This window comes from Shewanella sp. 1311 (genome assembly GCF_059338235.1).
On record NZ_CM181686.1, the window covers coordinates 2822333 to 2848617 of the forward strand.

The 26285-nt window shown below is 47.6% G+C and carries 25 protein-coding genes; 10 read left to right on the plus strand and 15 right to left on the minus strand.

What is annotated here, in order from left to right; genetic code table 11:
* Positions 1 to 15: 15 nt before the first annotated feature.
* From AC5YB3_RS12690 to AC5YB3_RS12720, 7 genes are all read right to left on the minus strand, one after another.
* Entirely contained in the window at positions 16 to 1185 is a 1170-nt protein-coding gene (locus AC5YB3_RS12690) for a ribonuclease T2 family protein (protein ID WP_494525438.1), read from the minus strand.
* Between the two features lie 208 nt (positions 1186 to 1393).
* Positions 1394 to 4543: an efflux RND transporter permease subunit gene (locus AC5YB3_RS12695; RefSeq protein WP_494525439.1), complete on the minus strand. Its 3150-nt coding sequence runs from the start codon at positions 4541 to 4543 to the stop codon at positions 1394 to 1396.
* Positions 4544 to 4552: 9 nt separating this feature from the next.
* Positions 4553 to 6094, minus strand: coding sequence for an efflux RND transporter periplasmic adaptor subunit (locus AC5YB3_RS12700; RefSeq protein WP_259506800.1), 1542 nt, complete (start codon positions 6092 to 6094; stop codon positions 4553 to 4555).
* A gap of 21 nt (positions 6095 to 6115) precedes the next feature.
* On the minus strand, positions 6116 to 6376 hold the full coding sequence (locus AC5YB3_RS12705) for a heavy metal-binding domain-containing protein (protein WP_342898799.1): 261 nt from the start codon (positions 6374 to 6376) through the stop codon (positions 6116 to 6118).
* A gap of 268 nt (positions 6377 to 6644) precedes the next feature.
* Positions 6645 to 7082, minus strand: a complete 438-nt coding sequence (locus AC5YB3_RS12710; protein WP_494525440.1) for a hypothetical protein — start codon at positions 7080 to 7082, stop codon at positions 6645 to 6647.
* Positions 7083 to 7191: 109 nt separating this feature from the next.
* Entirely contained in the window at positions 7192 to 7647 is a 456-nt protein-coding gene (locus tag AC5YB3_RS12715; protein WP_259542803.1) for a DUF2057 family protein, read from the minus strand.
* Between the two features lie 100 nt (positions 7648 to 7747).
* Positions 7748 to 8110: a hypothetical protein gene (locus tag AC5YB3_RS12720; protein ID WP_259542809.1), complete on the minus strand. Its 363-nt coding sequence runs from the start codon at positions 8108 to 8110 to the stop codon at positions 7748 to 7750.
* Between the two features lie 435 nt (positions 8111 to 8545).
* Here AC5YB3_RS12720 and AC5YB3_RS12725 point away from each other — a divergent pair, with 435 nt between their 5' ends.
* Positions 8546 to 9109, plus strand: a complete 564-nt coding sequence (locus tag AC5YB3_RS12725) for a NapC/NirT family cytochrome c (RefSeq protein WP_006079625.1) — start codon at positions 8546 to 8548, stop codon at positions 9107 to 9109.
* Positions 9110 to 9211: 102 nt separating this feature from the next.
* Here AC5YB3_RS12725 and AC5YB3_RS12730 read toward each other — a convergent pair whose 3' ends face one another.
* Positions 9212 to 9496, minus strand: a complete 285-nt coding sequence (locus tag AC5YB3_RS12730) for a DUF1145 domain-containing protein (RefSeq protein WP_432311031.1) — start codon at positions 9494 to 9496, stop codon at positions 9212 to 9214.
* Positions 9471 to 10139 (minus strand): 16S rRNA (guanine(966)-N(2))-methyltransferase RsmD, encoded by a 669-nt coding sequence (rsmD, locus tag AC5YB3_RS12735; RefSeq protein WP_006079628.1) that lies wholly within the window; start codon positions 10137 to 10139, stop codon positions 9471 to 9473. Before rsmD ends, AC5YB3_RS12730 begins: the two co-directional genes overlap by 26 nt.
* A 213-nt stretch (positions 10140 to 10352) precedes the next feature.
* On the opposite strand from rsmD, the gene ftsY reads away from it, so the two are divergent.
* From ftsY to rpoH, 4 genes are all read left to right on the plus strand, one after another.
* Complete coding sequence (gene ftsY / locus AC5YB3_RS12740) at positions 10353 to 11933, plus strand: signal recognition particle-docking protein FtsY (protein ID WP_494525441.1); 1581 nt, start codon at positions 10353 to 10355, stop codon at positions 11931 to 11933.
* A gap of 3 nt (positions 11934 to 11936) precedes the next feature.
* Positions 11937 to 12650, plus strand: coding sequence for a cell division ATP-binding protein FtsE (ftsE, locus tag AC5YB3_RS12745; protein WP_494525442.1), 714 nt, complete (start codon positions 11937 to 11939; stop codon positions 12648 to 12650).
* Positions 12647 to 13612, plus strand: a complete 966-nt coding sequence (ftsX, locus tag AC5YB3_RS12750) for a permease-like cell division protein FtsX (protein ID WP_494525443.1) — start codon at positions 12647 to 12649, stop codon at positions 13610 to 13612. Before ftsE ends, ftsX begins: the two co-directional genes overlap by 4 nt.
* A 224-nt stretch (positions 13613 to 13836) precedes the next feature.
* The gene (gene rpoH / locus AC5YB3_RS12755; RefSeq protein WP_006079635.1) at positions 13837 to 14694 is read left to right on the plus strand and encodes an RNA polymerase sigma factor RpoH; all 858 of its coding nucleotides are present in this window, start codon (positions 13837 to 13839) and stop codon (positions 14692 to 14694) included.
* A 92-nt stretch (positions 14695 to 14786) separates the two neighbouring features.
* On the opposite strand, the gene menE is transcribed toward rpoH, so the two are convergent.
* From menE to AC5YB3_RS12780, 5 genes are all read right to left on the minus strand, one after another.
* On the minus strand, positions 14787 to 16199 hold the full coding sequence (menE, locus tag AC5YB3_RS12760; RefSeq protein WP_494525444.1) for an o-succinylbenzoate--CoA ligase: 1413 nt from the start codon (positions 16197 to 16199) through the stop codon (positions 14787 to 14789).
* 1 nt (position 16200) lies between these two features.
* Entirely contained in the window at positions 16201 to 17301 is a 1101-nt protein-coding gene (gene menC / locus AC5YB3_RS12765; RefSeq protein WP_494525445.1) for an o-succinylbenzoate synthase, read from the minus strand.
* Positions 17302 to 17328: 27 nt separating this feature from the next.
* The gene (menH, locus tag AC5YB3_RS12770; RefSeq protein ID WP_494525446.1) at positions 17329 to 18123 is read right to left on the minus strand and encodes a 2-succinyl-6-hydroxy-2,4-cyclohexadiene-1-carboxylate synthase; all 795 of its coding nucleotides are present in this window, start codon (positions 18121 to 18123) and stop codon (positions 17329 to 17331) included.
* Positions 18123 to 19844 carry a 2-succinyl-5-enolpyruvyl-6-hydroxy-3-cyclohexene-1-carboxylic-acid synthase gene (gene menD, locus AC5YB3_RS12775; protein WP_494525447.1) on the minus strand — a complete coding sequence of 574 codons (1722 nt, stop codon included), beginning with the start codon at positions 19842 to 19844 and terminating at the stop codon, positions 18123 to 18125. Before menD ends, menH begins: the two co-directional genes overlap by 1 nt.
* A gap of 181 nt (positions 19845 to 20025) precedes the next feature.
* Positions 20026 to 20994, minus strand: coding sequence for a LysR family transcriptional regulator (locus tag AC5YB3_RS12780; RefSeq protein WP_494525448.1), 969 nt, complete (start codon positions 20992 to 20994; stop codon positions 20026 to 20028).
* 409 nt (positions 20995 to 21403) lie between these two features.
* On the opposite strand from AC5YB3_RS12780, the gene AC5YB3_RS12785 reads away from it, so the two are divergent.
* The 4 genes from AC5YB3_RS12785 (at position 21404) to nrfD (ending at position 24053) form a co-directional block, all read left to right on the plus strand.
* Positions 21404 to 21880, plus strand: coding sequence for a DUF2726 domain-containing protein (locus AC5YB3_RS12785; RefSeq protein ID WP_006079641.1), 477 nt, complete (start codon positions 21404 to 21406; stop codon positions 21878 to 21880).
* A gap of 77 nt (positions 21881 to 21957) precedes the next feature.
* A complete protein-coding gene (locus tag AC5YB3_RS12790; protein ID WP_012586446.1) occupies positions 21958 to 22419 on the plus strand; it encodes a nitrite reductase in 462 nt (153 codons plus the stop codon).
* 9 nt (positions 22420 to 22428) lie between these two features.
* A complete protein-coding gene (locus AC5YB3_RS12795; RefSeq protein ID WP_006079643.1) occupies positions 22429 to 23115 on the plus strand; it encodes a 4Fe-4S dicluster domain-containing protein in 687 nt (228 codons plus the stop codon).
* On the plus strand, positions 23112 to 24053 hold the full coding sequence (nrfD, locus tag AC5YB3_RS12800) for a cytochrome c nitrite reductase subunit NrfD (RefSeq protein ID WP_494525449.1): 942 nt from the start codon (positions 23112 to 23114) through the stop codon (positions 24051 to 24053). Before AC5YB3_RS12795 ends, nrfD begins: the two co-directional genes overlap by 4 nt.
* Positions 24054 to 24331: 278 nt before the next feature.
* On the opposite strand, the gene AC5YB3_RS12805 is transcribed toward nrfD, so the two are convergent.
* Positions 24332 to 24763 carry an Lrp/AsnC family transcriptional regulator gene (locus AC5YB3_RS12805; protein WP_006079646.1) on the minus strand — a complete coding sequence of 144 codons (432 nt, stop codon included), beginning with the start codon at positions 24761 to 24763 and terminating at the stop codon, positions 24332 to 24334.
* Positions 24764 to 25014: 251 nt separating this feature from the next.
* Here AC5YB3_RS12805 and yjeH point away from each other — a divergent pair, with 251 nt between their 5' ends.
* Complete coding sequence (gene yjeH, locus AC5YB3_RS12810; RefSeq protein WP_494525450.1) at positions 25015 to 26277, plus strand: L-methionine/branched-chain amino acid transporter; 1263 nt, start codon at positions 25015 to 25017, stop codon at positions 26275 to 26277.
* Positions 26278 to 26285: the final 8 nt, after the last annotated feature.

The following is a 26285-nucleotide window of genomic DNA, read 5'->3' on the forward strand; positions in this document are numbered from 1 at the left end:
CGTCTAACCATTTGTTTAATTAGCATTATCAATCATGATTGTCTCAGGGCAGGAGCCTCTGCCTGCCTTGTTAGCTTTGGCGAGTAGGCTAGGCAAGGAGTCTGAGGCTTTAATGACCTCGGGCAAGTTAATGCGGATTTCACTCAGTAATCCCTTGCCACATTCTAGGCTGATTTTAGTGTGAGCACCTTGACCGAAGCTGCTATCAAAACTTTGGTTTAACTCACTTTTACTGACACTCTTACCTATGTTGTCATGAATAAATTTTTGTACCCATGCCGAGGCATTGACCGCTTGGGTCAGCTGGGTTGCCAATAAAAAGTACTCGTTAGGGTCTTGGCTACGGCAAGTGCCGTGTTTCCACCATTCGTGGCGTTCTAAACAGGTGCCATATTGGGCGCTTGGCATGACTTCTTCTAAATTTTTGCGCACCGATGAATTCAGTTCAAGCTCAGGATAAGTACAGAAATCATTCGGTTGCAGTTTGACTGTGCTGCAATAGCCATAACGTGTGCCGCATTGTTGTTTATTCGGCCACAGTCCGTGCAGGCTGAAGTGTTGCCACTGGCTCGATTCTGGCGTTTGGCTGAGGGCGCGGCATTCGGCTTTACGGCGGCCATAGAGTTCGCAGAAGGTGCTTTGCCAGCTTAATGCCAGCACGTTGGCGTCAAATTCACCGCCGATTCGGCATTGATCTCCTTGGCGTTTCTCTGGTGTGCCATGCTCTTTAAGGCCGTCTCGGCTTTTGGCTTTGATATCCGATGCCGTAGTGGTTTGCGCGGGTTCTACCGCCGTTGCAGGTGTCGATACATTACTGCCTGCAACATTGGAAAGATACTGACCACAAGCGCCACTGATCCACCGCATGGGAGACTTCACTGCGTTGGTGCGCACTCGCAGCCAATCAGGTTTGGCGCTGTTGCCGAGGATTTCGAGTACCGGATAGCGCTCACCAATATTGCTCTGCCATTGATCTGGATTCGTCTGCTTATTTTTCGATTGAAATAGCTCACAGCGTTTATCGGCAACGAACTCACCGGTTGCGGGCGCGGCAAAGGCAGGTGCTGCTGAAATGATTAGCGCAGCGCATAAACCGAACGCCGCAAGTAACGTACGCGATAGGCTTTTAAGGGAAAGTGCTTGCGGCCATATCCGGCGGATGGTCAAACAAAATGGCTTGGTCATGTGATGGAATCCTTTCTGCTGCAGTAAGTCGGGTCAATCCTGTGGTGCGCTAAGTTAATGGTACACATAAGCGTTATAAACTAAGAGGCTTATTTTACTCAGAGTGGTGTGTGGCACTGCTGCTAAATTAGATTTTTAATCTGATTGAATGAAAAATCCCCTCAAACCTTAATAGCTTGAGGGGATTTTTATGGGTGCTCTCTTGCCGTTAACTTACGTGCGCAGCATCTTTCTTTAATTTACGTGAGTAAATCAGTAGATAGAGTGCGGGCAGGACAAATAGCGACAGTATGGGCGCTGTGACCATGCCGCCGACCATAGGCGCGGCGATTTTCTGCATCACATCGTTACCCGAACCCGCACCCCACATTATGGGCAGTAGGCCGAAGAAGATGGTTGCCACTGTCATCGCTTTGGGGCGGATCCGCATGACGGCGCCTTCAATCAAGGCTTCTTTCAAGTCATTGACGCTGTGGTAATTATCTTTTTCTTGCCTGTGCTTGATGGCGTTATTGAGATACACCAACATCACCACCCCAAACTCGGCGGCGACACCCGCTAAAGCAATCATACCGACAGCAACGGCCACTGAGATGTTGTAATCCAGCAGATACAACAGCCAAGTGCTGCCGACCAGTGCGAAGGGGAGGCTGAGCATAATAATGCTGGCCTGAATGGTGGATCCGAAGGTCATCATCAGCAGGATGAAGATCACGGCTAACGCCATAGGGATCACTTGTTTAAGCTTGGCATCGACCCTTTGCATATATTCGTACTGGCCTGCAAAGCTATAGCTGTAGCGGGGCGGAACAACGAGTTCGGCATCTAAGGCCGTTTTCGCGGTGGCGATATACTCACCGATAGATGTGCCCTCGATATCGATAAACACCCAAGAGATTAAGCGGCCATTCTCACTCTTTAACATAGGCGCGCCATCGTTAATTTCGATGTCGGCCAAGTTACGTAGCGGCAGATAATGCCCCGACTTAGTGATCACGGGCAGCTCGCGCAGTTTCTCGATGTTGTCGCGCAGTTCACGGGGATAACGCAGGTTGATTGGATAACGTTCGGCGCCTTGTACCGACTCACCAATATCCATACCGCCAATGGCGTAACGCACCACATCTTGAATATCCTGCAGCGTCATACCGTAACGTGCGGCCACATCCAGTTTCGGACTGATATCGATATAACGGCCGCCGCCACTGCGTTCGGCATAGGCCGATTTGGTGTGTGGCACTTTGCTTAAGATAGCTTCAATCTTAGTGCCAATGCTTTGCAGTTCGTTGACATCGGCCCCGGTGATCTTAATGCCGACAGGGGTTTTGATCCCCGTCGAGAGCATGTCGATACGGGTTTTGATGGGTTGCACCCAAGCATTGGTGAGTCCAGGTACTTTTACGGTTTGCTGTAGTTGGGCAATAATGCCATCTAAGGTCATGCCTTCACGCCATTCGTCATGGGGTTTAAGCATGATAGTGGTTTCAAGCATGGTCAGCGGCGCGGGATCGGTCGCGGTTTCGGCGCGGCCTACTTTGCCAAACACGCGGGCCACTTCGGGCACGGTTTTGATTAAACGGTCGGTTTGCTGTAACACTTCGGCGGCCTTGCTGGCACTGATGCCGGGCAACGCCGTTGGCATGTAGAGCAAATCGCCTTCTTCGAGTGCGGGCATAAACTCGCTGCCCATGCGGGTCATAGGATACCAAGCGCTCGCCAGCGCGATTAACGCTAACATCAGGGTGACTTTAGGGAATTTCAGCACCAGTTTTAGTGAAGGTTGGTAAATCGCGATCAAGAAACGGCTGATGGGATTGCTACGTTCGCTGGGGATTTTACCGCGAATAAAGTAACCCATCAAAATCGGCACTAAGGTAATAGATAAAAATGCCGCCGCTGCCATGGCGAAGGTTTTAGTGTAGGCCAGTGGCGCGAATAATCGACCTTCCTGCGCCTCGAGCGCAAACACAGGTACAAAGCTTAAGGTGATAATAATTAATGAGAAAAATAACGCAGGGCCGACTTCAATCGACGCTTCGGTGACGATGCGCCAATGCTCTTTCGTATCGGGTTCGCGATCATGATCCGCTTTAAAATGCTCTAAATGTTTGTGCAAGTTTTCGATCATCACAATCGCGCCGTCCACCACGGCGCCGATGGCAATGGCGATGCCGCCAAGGCTCATGATATTGGCGTTAACACCCATTTTATTCATCACGATAAAGGCGATTAGGATGGATAGCGGCAGGGTGATAACGGCCACGAGTGTGGAGCGCGCATGCAGTAAAAACAGCAAGCAGACTAAGCCTACCACCAACATTTCTTCGACGACCTTGCTAAACAAGTTGTCGACGGACTTTAGAATCAAGTGGGATCTGTCATAGGTTGGGATAATCTCAACCCCATCGGGCAGGCCAGCTTTGAGTTCTTCGAGTTTTGCTTTCACTGCATCAATTGTCGCTAAGGCGTTTTCGCCGTAACGCATCACCACAATACCGCCAACGACTTCACCTTCACCGTCGAGTTCTGCTATGCCGCGGCGTGAGGCTGGGCCTTTACGCACAGTGGCAATATCTTTGAGGGTTAAACCTGTGCCAGAAGGACTGGTGATACCAAGGGGGATTTCACGAAAATCCTCTAGCGTCTGGCGATAGCCTTTGGCGCGCACCATGTACTCGGCTTCGGCCATCTCGATCACTGAGCCGCCAGCTTCGCTGTTGGCTTTGTCTATGGCTTGTTTAATGGTGGCGATATCGAGCTTATAGATCGCCATTTTGTCGGGTTCAAGTACTATCTGATAGGTTTGCTCCATGCCGCCGACGGTGGCGACTTCAGACACGCCTGCCACGCTTTGCAGCTCTAGCTTGAGATACCAATCCTGCAGACTCTTGAGTTGCGATAAATCTAAATTGCCGGAGCGATCGACCAGCGCATATTCATACACCCAACCGACACCAGACGCATCTGGGCCGAGGGAAGGTTGCACATTCTGTGGTAAACGGCTGCTGATCTGACTCAGGTATTCAAGCACCCGTGAGCGAGCCCAGTAAATGTCGGTGCCATCTTCAAAAATCACATACACGTAAGAGTCGCCGAACATGGAATAACCACGCACGGTTTTGGCTCCAGGTACGGCTAACATGGCGGTCGACAAGGGATAAGTCACTTGTTCTTCAACCAATTTTGGCGCTTGACCCGGATAAGGGGTTTTAATGATCACTTGCACATCGGATAAATCCGGCAGCGCATCGAGCGGCGTTTTTCGCAGCTCCTGTACGCCCCAAACAGTGATCATGATGGCGATAATCAACACCATAAATCGCTGCCTGATGGACGCCTCGATAATATATTTCAACATAACGCGCTCCTAGTGCTGATGACCGCTGCTTAAACGCATTAAACTGCCCTTGAGGCTAGCCTCGGAGTCGAGTAAGAATTGCCCCGAAATCACCACACGTTCACCTTCATTCAGGCCTGAAATAATCTCGGCCTTACCTTGGCTCATCATGCCGACGGTTACGGCCTTGGCGGTAAAGCTGTCGTCGGTTTGCTTGACGATCACGCGGTTTTCTTTGCCCGTTTGAATTAAAGCTTCCTGCGGGATCACTAGCACATCTTTATTCGGGCCACCGAATAGTGAGACTTTGGCGAGGGTTTTAGGTCTTAAATCTACCTCGGTATTGTTGAGCACTACTCGTACTCGCAGGCTGCGAGTGACAGGATCAAGCTCAGGGTAGATGTAATCGATCGTGCCTTCGATGCCGCTGATATTCATGGCGGGAACGGCAATTTCGGCCTTCTGACCTTTGGCAATCCAGCTTTGCTCGTTCTCAAAGACGTCGGCAATCACCCAGACTTTGGAGAGATCCACCACAGACATGACTTCGGTCGACGGCTGAATATACATGCCATCGCGAATGTCGAGAGCCTTCACTATGCCGTCTTCTTTGGCGTAGAAAGGTACCCGATATTGGGTTTGATGTGACTCGGCTAATTGCTTGATTTGCCTGTCGTTAAAACCAAGGAAGGATAAGCGTAAGCCCGCATTGCGCACCAAATCTTTGTAGCGGCCTTGGCCGTTTGCTTTAGCAGTGTCCATCGCGAGCAGGTAGTCATCTTGGGCGTTGATTAAATCGGGGGAATAGATCTCGTAGATCAGTTGGTCTTTCTTGACGGTATCACCCACGGATTTGATCATCAGTTTTTCAATCCAGCCAGTAACGCGGGCATGGATATGGGTGATTTGGCTTTCGTCATAGTCGATTTGACCGACGGTTTCGACAAATTTCCACAGTGTGTCGCGTTCAACCTTGGCCACCTTTAACGCCAATGCTTGCTGCATGCTGCCGGATACATTGATGTTGATTTCTTGGGTATTACCGCCCGTTTCGACCTTTTCTAAGTTCATACCGCAGATAGGGCAAGTGCCGGGTACGTCACTGATAATGTGGGCATGCATAGGGCAAACATACTTGATTGTTGTCACATGATTTTGGGCTTTAACTAAACTGTCGGCCTTAGGTGTTGGGGTATCAAATACCTGACTCGCAGCTTTGGCGGCAGAGGTTTGCCCATGCTCAGAGGCTTGGTGATCTGCGGCTTGATGCTGTGTATACTCGGCCGCAGGATTCGCGGCATCGAGTTTCTCAACTAAAAACATATTGCACTTAGGGCAGCGACCCGGCTCATGGCTGATCACTTCGGGATGCATAGGGCAGGTGTAGGTTTTCACTTGATTTAACGGATTATTCTTAGGCGCAGTTGCAGAATTTACTGCCGCTTCGGTCGCCGTGGGCTCTTGTGTGTTCGCCAACTGGGCATGGCTCAACCAAGGCGTACTGATGAGCAAGCTACTCAAGATCAGTACGGCCTTAGGGGCCTGCTTTTTTACTGTATTAAATTGGTTCATATGCCTCATCTCCAGCCTAGCTTAGTGGTGTTCGTGCGCGTTGTGCATCGTACCTTCAGCCGTTTTTACTTCCGTCGCTTTTGGCTCTAAATTCATACCACATTTAGGGCAAGTATCGCCTTTATTGCCAGTCACTTCGGGGTGCATAGGGCAAACATAGGTTTGTGCTTGTTGCTGTGGATTTGCATTGTCGTGTTGATGCTCGTGCGGCGCAGCCGTGGCAAACACGCTAGTGCTGGTCAGCAAGAATGCGATTAAGGCGAGATTAGTTAGTGTTTTCATATTATTCACTCCATCGGATTAACGGCCGAATATGAGCGCATAAACGTCTGTGAGCACAGTGGTTCAAAGCGGTTCGCTTCGATAGACGGATTGATGCCACAACTTGGCATTCGGCTCAGTTATCAACGTTTTGCTAGACTCGGGTGCACGATTTAACGATAAGGCACCACAATAAACGGCTAATTTTGGCGTTAGCTTATGGCTAACTGGATTGTCGTTTTAGCTTGGCTTCTTTAAGGGCGATTTGCCCATTAAGCGCAAAGTAGGCCTAGGCTATCGGAGGTTTAAAGGCCGAAGACAAAGAGATCGAGTGGAAATGAGGCATAGGAGTGGCCATTGCAGTATCGCTCATGCTCACACTTGGCCAGAGGTGTGGGCTGAATAGAGTGCCAGCGACTGAAATCGTCAAACAATGACCACAATCATTTGAACATGATGTGGTGCCATCACAGCAATGCTGTTTCGCGCCGGGAAGCATTTTATCGTTGCAGCAATCCGCGTTGGCCATTGAATGTGAGTCAGAAGGGTCCTCTGTGTTCATCTGCGTCATGGCAGCATGGTGCATTTGGGGGGAAGCTTCATGATTCATCGCACTCATATCCATAGTGTGCGGCACCATGGCGTTACCATTAGACACAACACTTTGCCCGACGAGTGCGAGTAAAGTGAACATGACTAAAAAGTAACGACCGAGTGTGTGATGCATAAGTATTCCAAATGATGAACGGCTCGAGTCTAGCATAGAGGCATTATGCTGTAATGATTTAACTCACATTTCAGCACATGCCTCAAATTAAATATTTTGCTTTTCTAAATTAGAAAGCGGGATTGCTGACTAACATTTTCGCCATCAGCTGGCTGTGGCTTTGCAGTGGATATTCGCCCGCTTTGTCACCATTAATACTGAGTTGAATCGTTGGATATTTAATAAATTGGCGCGCTTCAGTTTCAGTCATTATTTTGGGCTGGGTGATTTGGTAGCTATCACTCGCCTTCACATCCAGCACTAAGTAAAGCGGCGCTGATTTAACCCAGTTACCACTATCATCGGCGCGATAATCAAATATATCCTGATATTTTAGCTCGAGCAGTACTTTCCCTGCGGAGAGTTGGATAGGTTTAAAGGGTGTCGCTGCCACACCATTGATACTGATAACACTGAGCGCATCTGTGCTTTTTAAGCTGGCGGCTGTAACTGTGGTGCTACTTAATAAGGCGCCGATAACGAAAGTTAGGCCTAGTAAGCTTTTGTTCAATAAAGTGGTTTTCATAATAAACTCCAAAAATTCTCTGTACCTCGTTGCGGTGCGGATATGCAGCGGCGCAATCAGAGGTGTTTAGTCGGTTTTACGTTGTAAAAAACGAAAGACGTTACAGTGAATTGGAGGTGGGAGGCGGCGTAGTGAGTCCAAGATCGGCAGTTTGCATCGCCCAGCCTTGGATGGCAATACGCTTGCCTGCTGGGTTGGCGAAGGCCAGTTCTAACACTGCAGGTTCAAGGTAAATTGATGATAGGCAATGGGTTTGACAATGACTTGTCATACTATCTTGGCAGTGTTGCAAGCAATCGGATGCAGAACAATCTGGCATGGTGCAGTTCATTTCTGCATCCATCATCAGCATGGTTTGACTGCTGTGGCCATTGGTGCTGGCTGAAGTTGGCATAGCACTCACCATCGCCGATTGGGCGATTAGCGAAAATAACACTGCTATGGTGATCCAAAATTTAGCCATGATAACTCGGGAAATTGATTGCTACCCTTAGAGACCTTAGTTAGCCCGATAAAGTTTCATATCGCGTTCAATTTTTTAATTTCTAATGATTTATTTCCTGGCCACTTCTAATAATTAAACAAAACCTCGACCGGATCACATTTCTATTTTCTAGAAATGATTTCAATAGTTATTGATTCTCAAAGGGGAAATCTCATCGCGATAATCGCTAACTTGCGATTATGGGGTGATTGCATTAGCTTTAGTTAAAGTGCATTGCAGCTCAGCTAGCGGTTTTTACCAAATGTCGTCCTAATAGTTAGAGCTAAGTCTCATTTTGCGCTTTTATGGTTAATTTAATCGGCAAATTTCGGCTTAAAATCAAATTTCTAATAAATGAAAGAACATAAACTAGTCTTATAAAAACTAATTTTGACAATTTTTGGAGATAGAGTGATGAACTGGCGTGCACTATTTAAACCTAGCGCAAAATATTCAATCCTGGCGCTACTGGTCGTCGGTATTGTTATCGGTGTTGTGGGCTATTTCGCAACCCAAACAACCTTACATGCAACCAGCCAAGACGCATTCTGTATGAGCTGCCACAGCCAACATTCATTGAAAGATGAAGTGATGGCGTCTGCCCACGGTAACAACCGTGTGGGTATCGTGGTTCAGTGTCAGCAATGTCACATCGCACAGGAACCATTCCAATACCTGAAGAAAAAGATCATCGTTTCTAAGGACGTTATTGGTTTCTTAACTATCGATGGCTTTAACACGCAAGCATGGTTAGATGAAAACCGTAAAGAACAAGCTGAGTTAGCGCGTGATTACCTTCGTGCAATCGATTCTTCAACCTGTCAAAACTGTCACAACCGTATTTATGAAAACCAATCAGAAAATATGAGCAAAATGGCAGTGAGAATGCACAGCAATAACTTCAAGAAAGCCCCTGAAGACAGAAAAACCTGTATCGACTGTCACAAAGGCGTCGCTCACCCTTACCCTAAAGGATAAGGTTTAACGATTAACTTACGTTATCGTTAGTCATTAAAAAGCCCTCTGTTGAGGGCTTTTTGCTGTCCGTGTCTGAGTACCTGATGGTGTCTAAATGTTAGGTTAACTCGCTGGAGTCATCACTTTTTGTCGATAAGCTAACAGGCTAAAAATACCGAAGATAAATACTTGCAGATAATCAAGCTTTGTTAATGGCAGTAAGGTCTTAAATAGCATGTGGAAAATGGCCACTTGGAAGCAGTGCATCATGCAGGTTATGCCAAACAGGATATTCAAAATAATTGCCACATTACCTTCAAATGGCATAACCAAGTTGTAGGCCATCATCAACCAAGCGCTGAGGGTAATGGCTTTACCTAGGTTAATCAGCAAGGGCATGGCTTTCATCTTCGATAGGCTCGGCAGTGTTTTCGGCTTGATATTGATATAAGCGGTAACTCACTTGCCCCGCATTCTTTTCTTTCAAGGCGTGCCAGCAAGGTGGAATGGCCAGTTGGGTTAATTCAGATTCGATCTCGACATAAATCAGCGCGCCATCATTGAGCCAAGCTTGAGTATCGAGCAGTTGAATGGTCTTTTCTGCCAATCCTTTGCGAAAGGGCGGATCGATAAACACCACATCGAAACCTTGCTCGCAGCCCCTTTGCAACACCACTAAAGTATCGGCGTTGAGCACTTCGGCCTTGTCGCATTTTAGGGTTTGCAGATTTTCTTTTAATTGCATGGCTGCGCCGCGTTGCAACTCGATAATCTTGGCGAAACTGGCATAGCGAGATAGGGCTTCGAGAGCTAAAGCGCCGCTGCCGCCGAAACAGTCGAGCACTCGCGCATTAACTAAGTCATTGGCAAGCCAGTTAAACAGGGTTTCGCGCACTCTGTCTGTTGTCGGGCGTAAACCTTCGAGATCTTGAATAGGTAAACGACGCGAACGCCATTGGCCCGCGATGATCCGCACTTGACCGCTACCGGGTTTATTTTTGGCTGTTGGACTTTTGGTCACATTATTTTTGACCGTTCGATTCTTAACCAAAGTGCCCCCGTGATTTTGCCTGAAGAAAGAAAGTGGTAGACTATGCCACCTTAATAAAGGCCACTATTTTATATCAAAGTCTCACTAAAAGGTGAGAAGGCTGAGTGAGCTTAGCTAATTGCCGACTTTTTGGGCGTAATTGCCGAGGCAATCTGGTATAACATCAGGGTCTTATTCAAAATTCAACACTGAAGTAGAGCGCTGGAATCACACATGGCAAAGAAAGGTTTTTTCTCCTGGTTTCGTAAAGATAAGTCACAAGATGAGGTCGTCGCTGAAACTCCAGTTGTTACTCCAACACAAGACACTGAAGCAGCAGAGCGTTTAGAACAGGAACGCGCAGAGGCGCAACGTTTAGCTGCTGAGGCAGAGGCTCAAGCGGCCGCAGAAAAGCTGGCAGCAGAACAGTTAGCTGCCGAGCAGGCGCAAGCCGAGCGTATTGTCCAAGAACAAGCAGTAATCGAAGCCCAGCGTTTAGCCGAGCAACAAGCCGAAGCGGCGCGTCTGGCGGCTGCTCAGTTAGAAGCGGAACAACTTGCGAAAGTGCAAGCCGAGCGTATTGCACATGAGCAAGCACAAATCGAAGCTCAACGTTTAGCCGAGCAACAAGCTGAAGCGGCACGACTGGCGGCTGCTCAGTTAGAATCTGAACGACTCGCGGCTGAACAAGCTGCAGCCGAGGAAGCTGAACGTGCTCGTGTTGCCGCCGAACAAGCCGCTGAAGTGTTAGCTGCGGAGCAACTCGCTGCTGAAGCATTAGCACGTGAGCAAGCTGAAGCGTTAGCGCAACAGCAGGCCGAAGCTACGCAAACCGCTGGGCCCGTGACTGAATTACAGCCAGAGCCGCAGGCGAGACCCGTTAAAGAAGGGCTATTTGCTCGTTTGAAACGCGGCTTGATGCGTACCAGCGAGAATATTGGCAGTGGTTTTATCGGCCTATTCCGCGGCAAGAAAATCGATGATGATCTGTTTGAAGAACTCGAAGAACAGTTACTAATCGCCGACGTTGGCGTCGAAACAACCACGCGTTTGATCAAGAATTTGACCGAGCAAGCATCGCGTAAGCAATTGAAAGATGCTGAAGCTTTATATGACTTGTTACGGGAAGAGATGCAGAAGACGCTCGATCCTGTCGCTATTCCGTTAGTGCCAGACAATGCAAATGGCCCATTTGTGATCTTAATGGTCGGCGTTAATGGCGTGGGTAAAACCACCACTATTGGCAAATTAGCCAAACAATATCAGAGCCAAGGTAAGTCAGTTATGTTAGCCGCGGGCGATACCTTCCGTGCAGCTGCGGTAGAACAGTTACAGGTTTGGGGTCAACGTAATGATATTACTGTGATTGCCCAACATACGGGTGCCGATAGTGCCTCTGTACTGTTCGATGCTTTGCAAGCGGCTAAAGCCCGTAAAGTGGATGTGTTGATTGCCGACACTGCGGGTCGTCTGCAAAACAAAGCGCACTTGATGGAAGAATTGAAGAAAGTGGTGCGAGTGATGAAAAAGCTCGACCCAGATACGCCGCATGAGGTCATGCTGACACTAGATGCGAGCACGGGGCAAAATGCGATTAGCCAAGCGCAATTATTCCAAGAAGCCGTAGGTGTAACGGGTATTACCATCAGCAAGTTAGACGGAACGGCTAAGGGCGGCGTGGTGTTTGCGATTGCCGACAAGTTTAATATTCCGATCCGTTACATAGGCGTGGGTGAGCAAATTGATGATTTGCGTACCTTCAATTCGAAAGAATTTATCGATGCCTTGTTCACTCAAGAAAAAGCGGATAGCTAATTTATGATTGATTTTCAGCAGGTCAGTAAGATTTATCCTGGCGGCCAAATGGCGCTGGAAGATGTGAATTTTCATCTACAACAAGGTGAAATGGCATTTTTAACCGGCCACTCGGGTGCGGGTAAAAGTACGCTGTTGAAATTAATCACGGTTATCGAGCGGGCGACGACCGGTCGTGTCGCCATCAATGGCCACGACATCGCCAAAGTCAGCCCTAAGCATGTGCCTTATTTGCGACGCAATATCGGCATGATTTTCCAAAACCATCACCTATTGATGGACCGAAGCGTGTTCGACAATGTGGCCTTGCCTTTGGTGATTGAAGGTTTCTCCCACGGTGAAATCCGTAAGCGAGTGGCCGGCGCCCTCGACATGGTGGGTTTATATGGCAAAGAACGTCATAACCCGATTATGTTGTCCGGCGGTGAACAGCAACGCGTCGGCATTGCCCGTGCGATTGTGAACAAGCCGCCCTTACTGCTCGCCGATGAACCAACGGGTAACTTAGATCCTAAATTATCGATGGATATTTTGCGTCTGTTTGAAACCTTCAACGATGCAGGAACCAGCGTGTTAATCGCGACCCATGATTTAGGCTTAATCGCGCGGATGAAATATCGCACTTTCACCCTCAAACAGGGTCGTATGTTGGGCGCACAGGAATTACATCCTAGTGTGCATACGCGCGTATCGACCAATAGAGGTGAAGGGCAATGAGCGACAGCGCTAAATTAACCCGCAGTAAGTTACCTCTGTCTGGGCGGATTGTGATGTTCTTTATTCGTCACGCACAGCAAGCGATGGCGAGTATGGGAGAACTCTGGCGCAATCCAGTGTCTTCCGTGATGACGATGGCGGTATTGGGAGTGAGCCTGAGCTTGCCTGCGGCTTTGCAAGTGTTAGTGAAAAACGCTGAGACCATTACCAGCTCTTGGAACAGTGCTGCGGAGATCTCTTTGTTTATCGAAGACAATCGCAGCGAGCAAACGATTCAGAGCCTGCTGACGCGGATTCGCACTTATTCCGAAGTGGATAAAGTGCAATATATTGATAAAAACCAAGCCCTAGAAGAGTTTCAACGCTTATCTGGTTTTGGTGAAGCTTTGGCCTATTTAGATAAAAACCCGTTACCTTCGGTTATTACTGTCACGCCTACGCAACGTTATTCAACGCCAGTGGGAGCCCGTGAACTCTTAACTAAGCTAGAACGCGAGCCTGAGATTAGCTTTGGCCGCTTAGACATCGAATGGCTAGAGCGGTTACAGGCAGTAGTGCGCCTACTCGAACGTACTGTGATGGCGATTGCCGCATTACTCGTGCTGGCTGTTGTGCTAGTCATAGGTAATACCATTCGCTTAGCAATTATGAATAGACGCAGCGAAATTGAAGTGATGAAGCTCGTCGGGGCAACTGAAGCCTTTATCCAACGTCCATTCCTCTACACTGGGATTTGGTATGGAGTGATTGGAGGCATATTGGCCTGGCTGATCATTAACTTATTAGTCTGGTATCTCGATTCGGCCCTTGCCGAGCTACTGGGCTTGTATGGCAGTCAGCTAGAGATGAAATCACTCACTTTTACTGAACTGTTGCAGTTGGTTGGACTGGCATCATTTTTAGGTTGGTTAGGTTCGTATTTGTCTGTACGCCAGCATTTACGCTCGATTGAACCTTCATAATAATCAGTCGATTAAACTAAAAAAAGTGATGAAAAAAATGCTGAGGAATGAACTTTTGTTCACTTGCAATGTCTACTTCAGCGAGGTAAAAAGGGTATCCGCAAACGAGCTGAGGTTGACATACTCTGTCAATTAGCCGATAGTTCGTGAGCTTATTCTTAGGGTATTTTGTTATTGAACCTTAGAATGCACTCGTAAGCAGTCTGATAAATGTAGGAGAGCGAATGACCTTTCAAACGCAATCAATGGCACTGACAGTCCCACAGGGCGCCAGTAGTCTAGAAGCTTATATCCATTCAGTGACTAGCATCAGCATGCTGGACGCTGAGGCTGAGTATGAGTTGGCCAAGCGTTTACAGGAAACTGGTGATCTACAAGCTGCGAAGCAACTGATTATGTCGCACTTACGTTTTGTAGTGCACGTTGCAAAGGGCTATTCAGGCTATGGTTTGCCACAGGCAGACCTGATCCAAGAAGGCAACATAGGCTTGATGAAAGCGGTTAAACGCTTCGATCCGGATGTTGGCGTGCGTCTCGTCTCTTTTGCTGTGCACTGGATTAAAGCTGAAATTCATGAATATGTGCTGAAAAACTGGCGCATTGTTAAAGTCGCGACCACTAAAGCGCAACGTAAGTTGTTCTTTAACATCCGTAAAGCGAAAAAACGCTTAGGTTGGTTCAGCGATGCAGAAGTCACTATGGTGGCTGAAAATTTAGGTGTATCTAAGGCCGATGTGACCGAAATGGAATCACGTATGGCTGCGCAAGATCCGGCATTTGATTTAACCAATGATCAAGACGAGGAGCATGATTTTGCCCCAGTCCATTATTTGGAAGATCATTCATCGGATTTAGCGGAAAACATTGAAAACGACAACTGGGAATCGAATGCCCAAGGTCGTTTATTATCGGCCATCAAAACCTTAGACGAACGCAGCCAGCATATTCTGCGCGCCCGTTGGTTAGATGACGATAAAACCACACTGCAAGAACTTGCAGAGACTTATCAAGTGTCGGCTGAACGTATTCGCCAACTTGAGAAAAATGCCATGAACAAGCTGAAAGCTTGCATGGAAGCCTAAGTCACATCACGTGTAAGGTGACTGTGATTTAGCCATAAAAAAACCTGCTACGGCAGGTTTTTTTATGGGTGAAATTTGGCTTGATGACGTTGTCAGTGTTTAACAAGATTAGCTATCAAGGCTTTTCTATTTACTTTCAGCCCTGTCTGCTCATGATTTTCTGGCCATACATAATATTGTCTTGGGCGTTTGAAGCGGGCGATTTTTTCGGCGAGGAACAATTCGAGTTCATTGGCAATCGACTCTGTGTGATGAGTTAAACTGCCGCGAAGGATAGCGGCGGGGAGATTGCCAAATTGTGCATCGGGGATGGCGAAAACGATAGCATCATCTATTTGTGGGTGCTGTTTAAGCGCGGCTTCGATTTCTTCTGGTTGGATATTTTCGCCGCCACAAATGAACATGTTATCGACGCGACCAAGGATGTGTAGATTGCCATTTTCGTCCCATTCGCCCCTGTCTTTAGTATAAAACCAGCCTTCTTGATCCACGCCAGCTTGTATTCCCTCTGGGGTGAGGTAGCCGATAAACAGGCATTCGCCGCGCACCCAAATCACACTGTCTTCGATTTTAAGCTCACGCTTGGGGAGTAATTTGCCACTGCTGCCGTCGCTTAACGCGCGGCCTGTGGTGATCTGCGAGCCCATTTCTGTCATGCCGTAACTCGTGTAGCTGGCGATATTGCGTTGCTTAAGCTGCGCGAGTAAGTCTAATGAGACTGCGCCGCCTCCCAGTAATAATGCTTTGATGCTTTTAAGTTTGCTGCTTGTATCGGCTAATAACTTGCTCAGTTGTGCTGGCACCAAAGAGAGATGGGTCAGCTTATCTTGGTCAATTTGCTGACTAAGACTTAGCGCTTGGTCTGGCATAACAACAGTGGCACCGACTAGGGCACAGCGGTTTAATATCGCTAGACCGCCGATATGAAATAAGGGCAAGGAGAGCAGCCAAGCATCATCTTGTTTGAGCGCGATTAAGCTGCGAGCGCCTTCGGCATTGGCAATATGGTTTGCTAAGCAATGGATCGCCGCTTTTGGAAAACCGCTAGAACCCGACGTTAAAATCACATTGGCAGGGCGGGTAATATCGACAGGCTGAGCTGACTCTTTACTGAGGCGATTAAAATCTAAGGCTAGTTGGCTGCAATTCTGCAGATCAGAAATCTCAGCCCGCCACACATAGCGGATCTGATGTCCATCGATTAAACCTTGGATCTGTGCGAGAGGAAAACGAGGTGATATTGGGAAAAAAATCGCTCCGATATCGATGCAGGCCCAATAGAGGCAAATCATCTGGAGATTATTCACTGCAACACAGGCAAGTGGCTCACCCTCTGTAAGACCTGCTGCTCTTAGCTGCTGACCTAGAGCGATAACGCGCTGGCAAAGCTCAGAGTAACGAATGTCTTGCCCCGCCAACTTGATGGCCGTCAGCTGTGGAAACGCCAGCGCGGCTTGGTGCAGGGGTGACAGTGCTAGCGACTTCGATAGGCGTTTGTCAGACAAACTAGTTTTCCTCACGCTTGGCTACACCAACATCACTTTGCGGCGTTGAATCAATGGCGTGTTGTGCAATAGGCTCAAGTTGCGCCAGAGTAAGGCAGTGTTTTTTACCCGATGACACGATTAAATCTTGGCTAAAGGCGCTGAGGGTATCGAGTCCTGGGATTTCATCGGGAGTGAGAATCGCGGCTAAATGGGCCAGATCGCTAATGCCTAAACTGCTTTCAAGACTCGAACTGATAATGCAACGCACGCCATAGCTTTGCGCCGTCTCGATTAAATTAGCTAGCTTTTCAATACTACCGAGCAGCATAGGTTTGATGACGAGCGCTGTTAGGCCATTGTGCATCGCAAACTGATAATCGGGATCGTTAAGCGATTCATCGAGGGCGTAGGGCATGCCAATCGCTTGATAAAATTCCAGATTATCCTGTGGATTCTGGCAAGGCTCTTCTATGTATTCGATTGTGTCTAGGGGCAGACAAGCGGCAAATTCGATGGCTTGTTCTAGTGTAAACCCTCGGTTTGCGTCTAAACGTAGCTTGAGATCGGAGCGGGTGCGTAAAATGCCATAAATCAGACTCAGCTCGTCTTCGATTGAGGTCTGCGCGACTTTAACTTTCACCGAATGAACATGCATGCCGAGCGCCGCAATCTTGTTATCGAGCAGGTCTTTGCCCGCATCCGTTGGATGATAAATCAAAGGGACTGTGGCAGTTTGTGGGCGGATAGCATCGAGCTTACCCATTAATTTGGCATGCAACAGACTTAAACCAAAGGCCAAGGAAGGGTAAGGACTTTGCTCGGCGTAATCCAGAAGGGTATCGATATGCTGACCGCAGAGTAGGGGCAATAGCTCAGTTAACGCCGTTTGCACTTGAGCCAGTGTTTCGCGGCTAAATCCCACTAAGACTTGTTCATCGACATCTATGCCAGAGAGTGGGGCGATTTCAACTTCGACTTGTTTATACTCACTACCAACATTAGCGCTGGCGCAGGCTTGCAATACTAACCCAGCCCTGTGGTCGATGCGTTGCTTGCCTACGGGCAATAATACATCGAGCGGTAGTCGATATTGATACAGGTTAAGCGAAGTTAAGATCATATATTTCCTACATTTTAATTCTGTTATTTACCCAAGCAGTTTAACTATTGTTGCTATTAATGCCTCGGGAGCTGCTTGGTGTATGTTGTGTCCGGCGCCGCTAATATTATGGACGAGAATAGGTGCGTGTAATTGCCACTCTTGGGCGAGGGCGTGAAACTTGGCATCTTGGCTGCCCGCAAAGAAATGGCATTCACAGGCAAGCTGCAAAGGCACATCCCACATCGATGCTTGGCGCGCAAGTGAAGTAGCTAAGAATACCTCTTTAAGCAGCTGTTTGGGATGCTGATCTAAGACGGCAGATCTCTGCTTGATTAATGCTCTACGTTTGGCCGCAGTCATGTCGGCAAATACGGGCTGCTGATACCACAAGTTTAAAAAATCTTTGCTAGCCAGATGCAATAAACGCTCGGCCCACTGGGTATCATTCTTGGTTCTGGCCGTTTTTTCTTGCGGGTCTACCAGCCCAGGATGGCAGGATTCGAGGTTCAGACTTAACAAGCGCTGCGGATAGGCTTTTGCAAGGTGCAAGGCAATACGCCCGCCTAAGGAATAACCGTAGAGATGAAACGGTTCGGGACTTGGATTAAGGCTATCGAGCCGCGCTATTATGTTTTCGACGCAAAAGTCGAAATCGAGTTTAGCTTCAGTCGACCCTTCAGCTTGATTATCTCCATGGCCCGGCAGATCTAAGCAAATACAATGGAAGTGCTGGCTTAGCGCAGGCATTAACGGCAACCAGTCGGCCTTAGTGCCTAAAAAGCCATGCAGTAGCACTAAGCTCGGTAGTGAAGGATCGCCGTAACGGGCCATGGTTGGCATTAGCTTTGTTTCACCCAAAGGTTGAGCGCGGCGATTTGGTCGCTGGCTTGGTTTTGGCTCACATTGACTTCAATGATCGAAGCACCCTGAAAATCCAGCGCTTCATTATAGCTATCTTGAAAATCAGCTAAATTATCCACTTGATTATAGGGCAAATTAAACATGGCTGCGGCGTAGCCAAATTCTAAGCCGTGGCTGAGTCGATAATAATCGCTGCGGACTTGTTCATTGGGAACCGGCAATAAGTTAAAGATATTGCCACCATCGTTATTGAGGATCACGATCACCAGCGGGCTGCTTAAGCCTTTGGCGATGGCCAGCGAGTTAAGATCGTGCAATTGTGATAAATCACCGATGATCAAGCTGGTAGGTTTGCCTTTGTGGGCCGCAATGCCGCAGGCGGTGGCGAGCAAGCCGTCAATGCCCGAGGCGCCACGGTTGGTATAAGTGGTCGCTGTGCAGCAACTGACAGGGGCATACATGTCGTACAAGCGTACAGGCAGACTGTTGCCGATAAAAAGCTGCTGTTCTAAGGGACGAGTGTTGGCGATAGCGCGTATCACCTGCGCTTCACCAAATTCCCCTTGATCGATATTACGCACAAATAAGTGATGCAATTCATCGTTATAGGTGATTAAGGTATTCGCCCAGTTCGCCGAGGATGAACGATACCAGTTCAAGGCCGCAAACTGCTCTGCATTAGCATGCCAAATGTGCTTCGCATTGTGACTCGGATCTAGCCTGTCTTGCTCGGGTAACACTTGCCAGTAGCTGTGCCAATTTTGCTCGGCAAGATAACCGATCACCCGTTTTGACAATAAACGCCCGCCGAATACGAGTACACGATCCGCTTCTTGTAATAGATTGCGTGCCCTTGGATGTTGTAGCAGTTGGTCGATATTGCCTATTGCCGCGGGATGTTGGCGCAGTTGCGACTGGGCATCGGTAAGCAAAGGCCAGCCAATTTTTTGCGATAACGCGATAAGCTGCTGTGGATCTTGCTCGGGTGTGAGTGTGCCGACAACGATCACGCCTTTACCGTGGACGAACCGCATGATGGCATCGTCACTGGGGCTGCTCAGCTGTTTGCTCTTGCCGTATTGAGTATACGGGCGGGCGAGTTGCAGCCAAGTTTGCAGTGGTTTGAGGTAAGGCGATTCGGCATCGAGAATCACGCCACTGAGTTCACTCGGGTACAAGGGCTCGCGATACATGCAGTTGATGTGCACCGGACGGGTTTGATTCGCCACCGCTTCATCCACTGTGGTGAGCAACGCCTGCGGTGCGATATGCGCATCCGGCGTTGGCAAATTCACTTGGGTAGCGTAATGAGCAAAAATTCCCGGTTGGACTATGGCTTGATTGGCGCCGCAGCCGAGTAATTCGGGTGGACGATCGCCGCTTAAGACGATCAAAGGCACGTGGGTTAGCCAAGCTTCAACAATCGCAGGATACAAGTTAGCGACTGCGGTGCCCGAGGTGGTAATGATAGCGACCGGTGCGCGGCTGGCTTTTGCCAGACCTAAGGCCATAAAGCCGAGTCCACGTTCGTCGAAATGCAGGTGACGCTGGAGTTTAGTTTGCTGGGCGGCGGCGAGGGTTAACGGCGTCGAGCGCGAGCCCGGTGCCATACACACATGTTGCACGCCAAGACGTGCTAACTCCTCAAGAATAAGGGCGCCCCAAATAAGATTAAGAGTGGCTGTATTTTCGGTCCGCATAGCTGAATCTATTAGGATAAAGATGGGCTTAGTGTAACGTGTTTATGCCCCAAGATGTATGCTTGGCTTAACAATTCTCGGCGGGTTTGTATGGGGGCTGAGGTGGAGCCTAAGCTAAGGCAAGGGATGCCTATCACCTCTGTACAGTGGCTAGTCTATGGGTTGTGCAAGCTGCTTTGGGCTAAATAATATGGTCAACAATCTTTTTAATCTGTCCACTTAGCCACACTAAATCATCATTCACTTTGCTTGGCTGATTTTTTTGCACTAAGAAAATGGTTGGCGCTTCAGTATGAGCATATAAACGTTCGGCTTCGTGTTGTGACAGTTGGCATGTGTGCAGCTCAGCCACATCACTCACCATCTCGTAAACCACGCGGTAGGGTAATAACGACAGCGCCTGACTTTCACCTAGGTATTCAAACAAACTTGAAATACTGGTAATGGTAATTTCAGTATTGAGTTTAATGTTGCTCTTCAGGCAAAACTCTTGGTAAGGACTGAGCTTAGAGCTGGGATTACCGAGGTCGGTATTGACGTAGGGATATTCTGCAATCGTCTCTAAAGTAATTTCTCGTTTGAAAATAGGATGATTACGGCTCGCAATAAGGTAAACCTTATCCATGCGTTGCAAAGTGGTCGTCAGGAGTTTATCACCAAAGGCGGCCACATCTGCCGTACTTTTATTACAGCAAATGCCCAGTGTAGTATCGCCGTTAACAATATCTTGGGTCGTGTGCATAGACCAAGGCGTGATATTAATGTGCATCAGCTTCTGTTCATCTTTAATGGCTTGCATTAATGCTTTCGGAAAAGCGTAAGCAATTAAGCCGGGAGCTGCAATTTCTATATGCGTCTTTACTAAGTTAGCATTTGCGGCTCTGGCCTTATGAAACTTATCAGTACATTCAATGGCTTCTTTCGCGATTGGATATAAATGGGTCGCAAACTCATTAGGGAATAGTCCGTATTTACGACGAATGAAAAGTTCATCACCAAAAATTTCCCGTAGATTTTTAAGGCTACGACTTATTTTAGGAGCCGGAATATCAAGAGCCTTAGAGACATAAGTTGCAGACTTGTTCTCATATAATGAAACGAGTATTTTCAAACTCAGAATATCCAGGCCATCCATGTTACTAATGTGCATTTTTTATATCCCTTTTATCGAGCAAATACTTTAAAGAACGATTAATTATGGCGTCATTAAATAAATTTAATGTGAAACATATCTCAACTTCAAAACTATAATATCGCAGTCTGCTAGTGTCGTTTTTAGATTTAATGTTTTTTATATTTCAAAATGTGATAAAGATAAATTTGGAATTTTAAAAGGTGAAATTCATTTAATTGAATTTCACATTGGCGATTATCAATTATCTATTTTTACATTCAAGATTTGCGCTAAATGGTAATGAGATCGAATTCTTAACTTGTTGTTTATTATTAAATTGCCATTGTTAAATGTGATCGTGTTCAAAAAAAATAAAACGCTTCACGTTAATACTAAAGTTGCGTTAAAAGAGATAACAAAAAATAAATAGGTTATTGGAGGCGTTATGAATACTTCAGTCATTCTCAGCTATGCGTTTATGTATTTCGTGCTGTTTGTAGCAGTGCCATTTGTTTTTGTCATGTTCGTCATGACCTGCATTAAGTTTTTTAAAGCAGGCCCCGATGAGGCAGAGCATCATGAAATGAAACTTAAACCAGTACTGTTCGATAAACAAAGTTTTAACTTTTTTAAATCGTTAAAAACCGTAGTGGAAGGCAAATACGATGTTTGCTGTAATGTCCCGCTAGACACCGTATTTGAAATGGACCAGCATGACGCTGATTTAAATCACGAGTGCCGACTAGACTATGTGTTAATAGATCATGACTCATCTGAAGTGAAAATGGTGATCAGTGATTTTGGCAAAGAACACAACTCGCCAATGAAAAAGCTGTTTAGTAAGTTCAATATCAACTTTATTGAAATGAACCAACATAAACAGTGGGATACACAGAGCCTAAAGCAAGCGTTAGCCGTCTGATCCGACCGTCGGGTTCGGGTAACTCCGAACCCTGACACTCCTCTTCTCCCTTCCCAAAATAAATGTGAGGACTCCCTATGTCCAAAAGACAATGGCTGTGGTCGATTCGCTTGGGTGCAATTGCATTGCTTTTAAGCTTTGGTGCGACAAGTGCCGAGTCGGCCTTTCAAATTAACAGTGACACGACTTGTATGAAGTGCCACAAACGTAACGGTCAAATGTTAGGGCATCACGGCCAAGATGCGATGAAAATGACCTGTTCAACCTGTCATGGTGAAAAAGGCGACCACCCTAAAAAGCCGAATGATATCGTGGTGTTTGGTATGAAAGATGGCTCGGAGCTTGATACTCAGCTCGCCGTTTGTCACAAGTGCCATACCCAGCGAAAACTGGGTGAAACCGAGTGGACGCATAATGTGCACGCACAAAAAGTGCCCTGTGCTGCCTGTCATAAATTACATAGCCCAACCGAACCTATGGCGGATATGACGCCAAAAGTTCGCAGTGAGCTGTGCCGCAATTGCCATAGTGGCCAGTAGGGGTAGGTTATGGAAAATTCAAAAAGAAGATTTCTAAAAGGCACATGTGCCTTATTTGCTGGCGCTACGGGCGCATCACTGCTCGCCACAGTGAATGCCGCTGAAGGTGCTAAAGCAGAGTCAGATATTAAATATGCGATGATTCATGATGAAACTAAGTGTATTGGTTGCCGCGCATGTGAAGTGGCATGTCGTGAAACCAATCAAGTGCCAGAAGGCGTTTCTCGAGTCAGGATTGAGCAAACCGGACCGTTCGGTGAGTATCCGAATGAGTATTATCACTTCAGCCGTATCTCTTGCCAGCATTGTGAAGACGCACCTTGTGTTAACGTGTGCCCAACGGGTGCTGCCTTTATTGATAAAGAAACCGGCATAGTGTCAGTCAATGCGTGGAAATGTGTCGGCTGCCAATATTGTATTGCGGCTTGCCCTTACAAAATTCGCTTTATTAACCCAGTCACCCACGCGGCGGATAAGTGTGATTTCTGCCGTGAGACGAATCTCGCTCAAGGAAAACAGCCTGCCTGCGTTGAGGCGTGTCCGACTAAGGCGTTAGTGTTCGGTAATTTAAAAGATCCGACGTCTGAGTTAGTACAAGTGCTGCGCGCTAATCCAACTCAACGCGCGAAAGTCGCCCTCGGAACGCGACCTAAGTTGTTCCGTATCCTGGCGAAATCCGGGGAGGTGATACTATGAGTGCCCTACATTTTGATACCTTAGTCTGGCATTGGCCGATTGCGATCTACCTGTTTTTGGCGGGTGTATCAGCAGGGGCTATGTTCTTCGCCGTACTGTTGAAACATTTTGTTTTGAAGCAAAACGCCTATCAGTCTGGCTTTGTGCGAGCCGCCTGTATTGTCGCCCCAGTCGCCGTGATGGCAGGCTTAGGCATATTGGTCGCAGACTTAACTAAACCCCTCGATTTCTGGAAGATTTTGGTGTTTTACAATCCTAAATCTGTGATGTCGATGGGCGTACTGATTCTGCTGATTTACCAAGTGTTTATGTTTATGTGGATAGGGTTAACCTTCCGCAAACCTGTCGATGCTTGGTGTGAATCGCGTTTCCCTATCGTCCTTAAACTGACGGCTTTGCTAGCTCGGTTTGAGGCGACGATTACTGGGTTACTGGTGATTCTATCCTTAGCATTGGGCGCGTATACCGGCTTTTTGTTATCGGCGTTACCTGGTTATCCCATGCTGAAAAATCCTGTGCTGCCTTTACTGTTCTTGGCATCAGGGCTGTCTTCCGGTGCGGCATCTTCTTTACTCGGTGGCGTGTTGATGAATGGCAAACCGAATGACAAAGAGGTGCACTTTATCCACAAGGTTGAAATTCCACTAATTTTAGTCGAAATCGTGCTGATTTTTACCTTCTTTATGGGCTTAGTACTAACAGGTGGACAGAGTGAAATTGCCGCCTTTAATGCCTTAGGTTATGGCTTCTGGGGCTGGATTTTCTGGGTAGGGATTATCGGACTCGGTTTATCAGGCCCGTTAGCGATGAACCTGTTTATGACCACGACGTCGAAACGTAAATGGGCTTATGTAGCAGGGACGGCTTGCTTGAGCTTAATCGGGGTGTTGTTGCTGCGTAACTTCATACTGTACACAGGACAAATGACGATCGCTTAAGGTGCGAACGCTTCATTCAAGACGAACAAGATGATAAGAACCAAGGAAATCGACGGATCGCGGAAACAATGTCAAAGGAAAACATTGTAGATGAGGCCCTTGCGGCGCTGGCTGAGCTCTCAAGGGGTAAGTCTAGTCGCGGTTGGTTGTGTAACAGGGAGGTCGCTGGGCAAGGATGCCATATTTTACACTTCAATATTTTGCCCTGCCTCCAAATGGGCCTCGCCACCTCTATTCCTTAGGGTGGCGTTTCTTGCTTTAGGGCCACTCGATTTAACTTACTCGCCTAAATTATTAATCCACTCACTCATCACCACATGGGTTTTGATCTTGATGATATCAGTGTGCGTGTCGATATATTCACGGATCTCATGCAGGCGGCGCATTGAGGGGGCATGCACGTACACGAGTAAATCCATATCACCGGAAATACCACGGCAAGTGATCACTTCGGGGATCGCTTGGAATACGTGTACTACGTCGGCGCAACGTGGACATTGATGCTGGATTTCGAAGTAAGCCGATACCCCTTCTTTTTGCGACTCACTCAAGAGCACTTGATAGCCACGGATCACCCCAGTCTGTTCGAGTTTTTTAATCCGCTCGGCTACCGCGCTGCGGGAAAGGTTCACCTGTTCGGCAATATTCGACACGCTCTGGCGTGCATCCTGACGCAAACTATGAATGATGGCCGTATCGAATTTATCCAAGGGTGACTCCAGTGAAAATGGCTATATTGGATCTGTGTGCAATTTTGCCATTGGTTTGAATGGCAACAGAATTTACTGAGTATTTGAGCTTATAATTTCACCACACCTTAAGCTGGCCGTCATTTTGATGGAAATAACGCTATTTGCCGTGATTTTGCCGGTATTGGACGTGGAGAACACTGAAATTAACGGCAGATTGTGGGGCAAAATCTCACTATACTGACAGCTCAAATACCACAGAATATTAACAGATGAATTCAAATAGCGGAACTATAGGTCGTTGGCAAGGTGCGGGTCTGATGGCGACCACTTTGCTTGGTACTGGGGTGTTTATTTTGCCTCAGATGACAATTGAAAAAGCGCAATCTGGCGCGCTAGTCGCATGGATATTGCTCACCTTAGCCATTATTCCTGTGGCGCTGGTTTTTGGTCGTTTAGCGAGTGTATTTCCCCATGCTGCTGGCCCCGCTTACTTTGTCGAAAAAGCCTTTGGTCGCACCGCTGGTCGAACAATTGGACTGATCTTTTTACTGGTTGTGCCCATGGGCGCCCCCGCCGCGATTTTGATGACCTTTCAGTTTGTGAATGCCTTAATGCCGATATCGGGTTGGGCCAAGGTCGGTGTTGAAGTATTAGTGATTTTTGGCCTGTTACTGATTAATTTAAGGGGCATTCAAGTGTCGGCCAAGCTGCAATTTGGCTTAACGCTGTGCATAGTGGCCGTCGTTGTCCTCTTATTTGGCGCAAGCAGTTTTCAGCCCGGTCATCTGACAACACTCGCCAGCCATGGTATGCCTGAAATGCCAACCGTGATGATTGCTGCTGGCATCGCTTTTTGGAGTTTCTTGGGTATAGAAGCGATGACCCATCTGGCCGATGATTTTCGTCGTCCGCAGCAGGATATGATCCCCGCTATGATGATGGGTACTGTGCTGGTGGGCGTCATTTATGTGGCTTGTACACTATTGCTACTGTTAGTGCCGACGGATAAAAGCGTCGCTATGATCGGCGTGTTTGATCAGTTGCTCGGTGGTTACGGCGCGCAAGTGATTGGCGTGTTGGGGATTGCAAGTGGATTGGCAACCGTGAACGTGTATTCGGCCAGTGCGGCACGTTTAGTGTGGAGCTTTAGTTGTGAAGGCATTTTGCCGCGCTTTTTTGCGGTGAAGAATGCCCACGGCGTACCTATTCGCGCACTGGCTGCACTGTTATCTGTGATGGCAAGCGTGATAGTGCTGACTTATCTTACTGGACAAGAGTTAGAACACCTTATTGCATGGAGCAACGGTGTATTTGTGGTGATCTATTTGATGGCTATGTTAGCGGCAGCTAAGTTATTACCGCGCCATAATTGGCCACTAGTAGCGCTGGGTTGTGCGTTTTGCTTGGCATTAGGTTTTGCCCTAGGTGCGAGCATGTCCTATGTGTTGGTGTTGATATTAGTGGTGGCGCCATTTCTGTGGTGGCAAAAGACTCATATCAGCCGCAAACAAGGTTTAGCGATTCCTGAGTAATATTCGGC

Bases quoted from the DNA above. Each gene is read 5' to 3' on its own strand.
- AC5YB3_RS12700 (WP_259506800.1), bottom strand. From the start codon at position 6,094: ATGAACCAATTTAATACAGTAAAAAAGCAGGCCCCTAAGGCCGTACTG.
- AC5YB3_RS12720 (WP_259542809.1), bottom strand. From the start codon at position 8,110: ATGGCTAAATTTTGGATCACCATAGCAGTGTTATTTTCGCTAATCGCC.
- menH (WP_494525446.1), bottom strand. From the start codon at position 18,123: ATGCCAACCATGGCCCGTTACGGCGATCCTTCACTACCGAGCTTAGTG.
- AC5YB3_RS12725 (WP_006079625.1), top strand. From the start codon at position 8,546: ATGAACTGGCGTGCACTATTTAAACCTAGCGCAAAATATTCAATCCTG.
- ftsY (WP_494525441.1), top strand. From the start codon at position 10,353: ATGGCAAAGAAAGGTTTTTTCTCCTGGTTTCGTAAAGATAAGTCACAA.
- AC5YB3_RS12730 (WP_432311031.1), bottom strand. From the start codon at position 9,496: ATGAAAGCCATGCCCTTGCTGATTAACCTAGGTAAAGCCATTACCCTC.
- ftsX (WP_494525443.1), top strand. From the start codon at position 12,647: ATGAGCGACAGCGCTAAATTAACCCGCAGTAAGTTACCTCTGTCTGGG.
- AC5YB3_RS12795 (WP_006079643.1), top strand. From the start codon at position 22,429: ATGGAAAATTCAAAAAGAAGATTTCTAAAAGGCACATGTGCCTTATTT.
- AC5YB3_RS12780 (WP_494525448.1), bottom strand. From the start codon at position 20,994: ATGCACATTAGTAACATGGATGGCCTGGATATTCTGAGTTTGAAAATA.
- nrfD (WP_494525449.1), top strand. From the start codon at position 23,112: ATGAGTGCCCTACATTTTGATACCTTAGTCTGGCATTGGCCGATTGCG.
- AC5YB3_RS12705 (WP_342898799.1), bottom strand. From the start codon at position 6,376: ATGAAAACACTAACTAATCTCGCCTTAATCGCATTCTTGCTGACCAGC.
- yjeH (WP_494525450.1), top strand. From the start codon at position 25,015: ATGAATTCAAATAGCGGAACTATAGGTCGTTGGCAAGGTGCGGGTCTG.
- AC5YB3_RS12715 (WP_259542803.1), bottom strand. From the start codon at position 7,647: ATGAAAACCACTTTATTGAACAAAAGCTTACTAGGCCTAACTTTCGTT.
- AC5YB3_RS12710 (WP_494525440.1), bottom strand. From the start codon at position 7,082: ATGCATCACACACTCGGTCGTTACTTTTTAGTCATGTTCACTTTACTC.
- AC5YB3_RS12695 (WP_494525439.1), bottom strand. From the start codon at position 4,543: ATGTTGAAATATATTATCGAGGCGTCCATCAGGCAGCGATTTATGGTG.
- AC5YB3_RS12690 (WP_494525438.1), bottom strand. From the start codon at position 1,185: ATGACCAAGCCATTTTGTTTGACCATCCGCCGGATATGGCCGCAAGCA.
- AC5YB3_RS12790 (WP_012586446.1), top strand. From the start codon at position 21,958: ATGTCCAAAAGACAATGGCTGTGGTCGATTCGCTTGGGTGCAATTGCA.
- AC5YB3_RS12785 (WP_006079641.1), top strand. From the start codon at position 21,404: ATGAATACTTCAGTCATTCTCAGCTATGCGTTTATGTATTTCGTGCTG.
- menC (WP_494525445.1), bottom strand. From the start codon at position 17,301: ATGATCTTAACTTCGCTTAACCTGTATCAATATCGACTACCGCTCGAT.
- rpoH (WP_006079635.1), top strand. From the start codon at position 13,837: ATGACCTTTCAAACGCAATCAATGGCACTGACAGTCCCACAGGGCGCC.
- ftsE (WP_494525442.1), top strand. From the start codon at position 11,937: ATGATTGATTTTCAGCAGGTCAGTAAGATTTATCCTGGCGGCCAAATG.
- menD (WP_494525447.1), bottom strand. From the start codon at position 19,844: ATGCGGACCGAAAATACAGCCACTCTTAATCTTATTTGGGGCGCCCTT.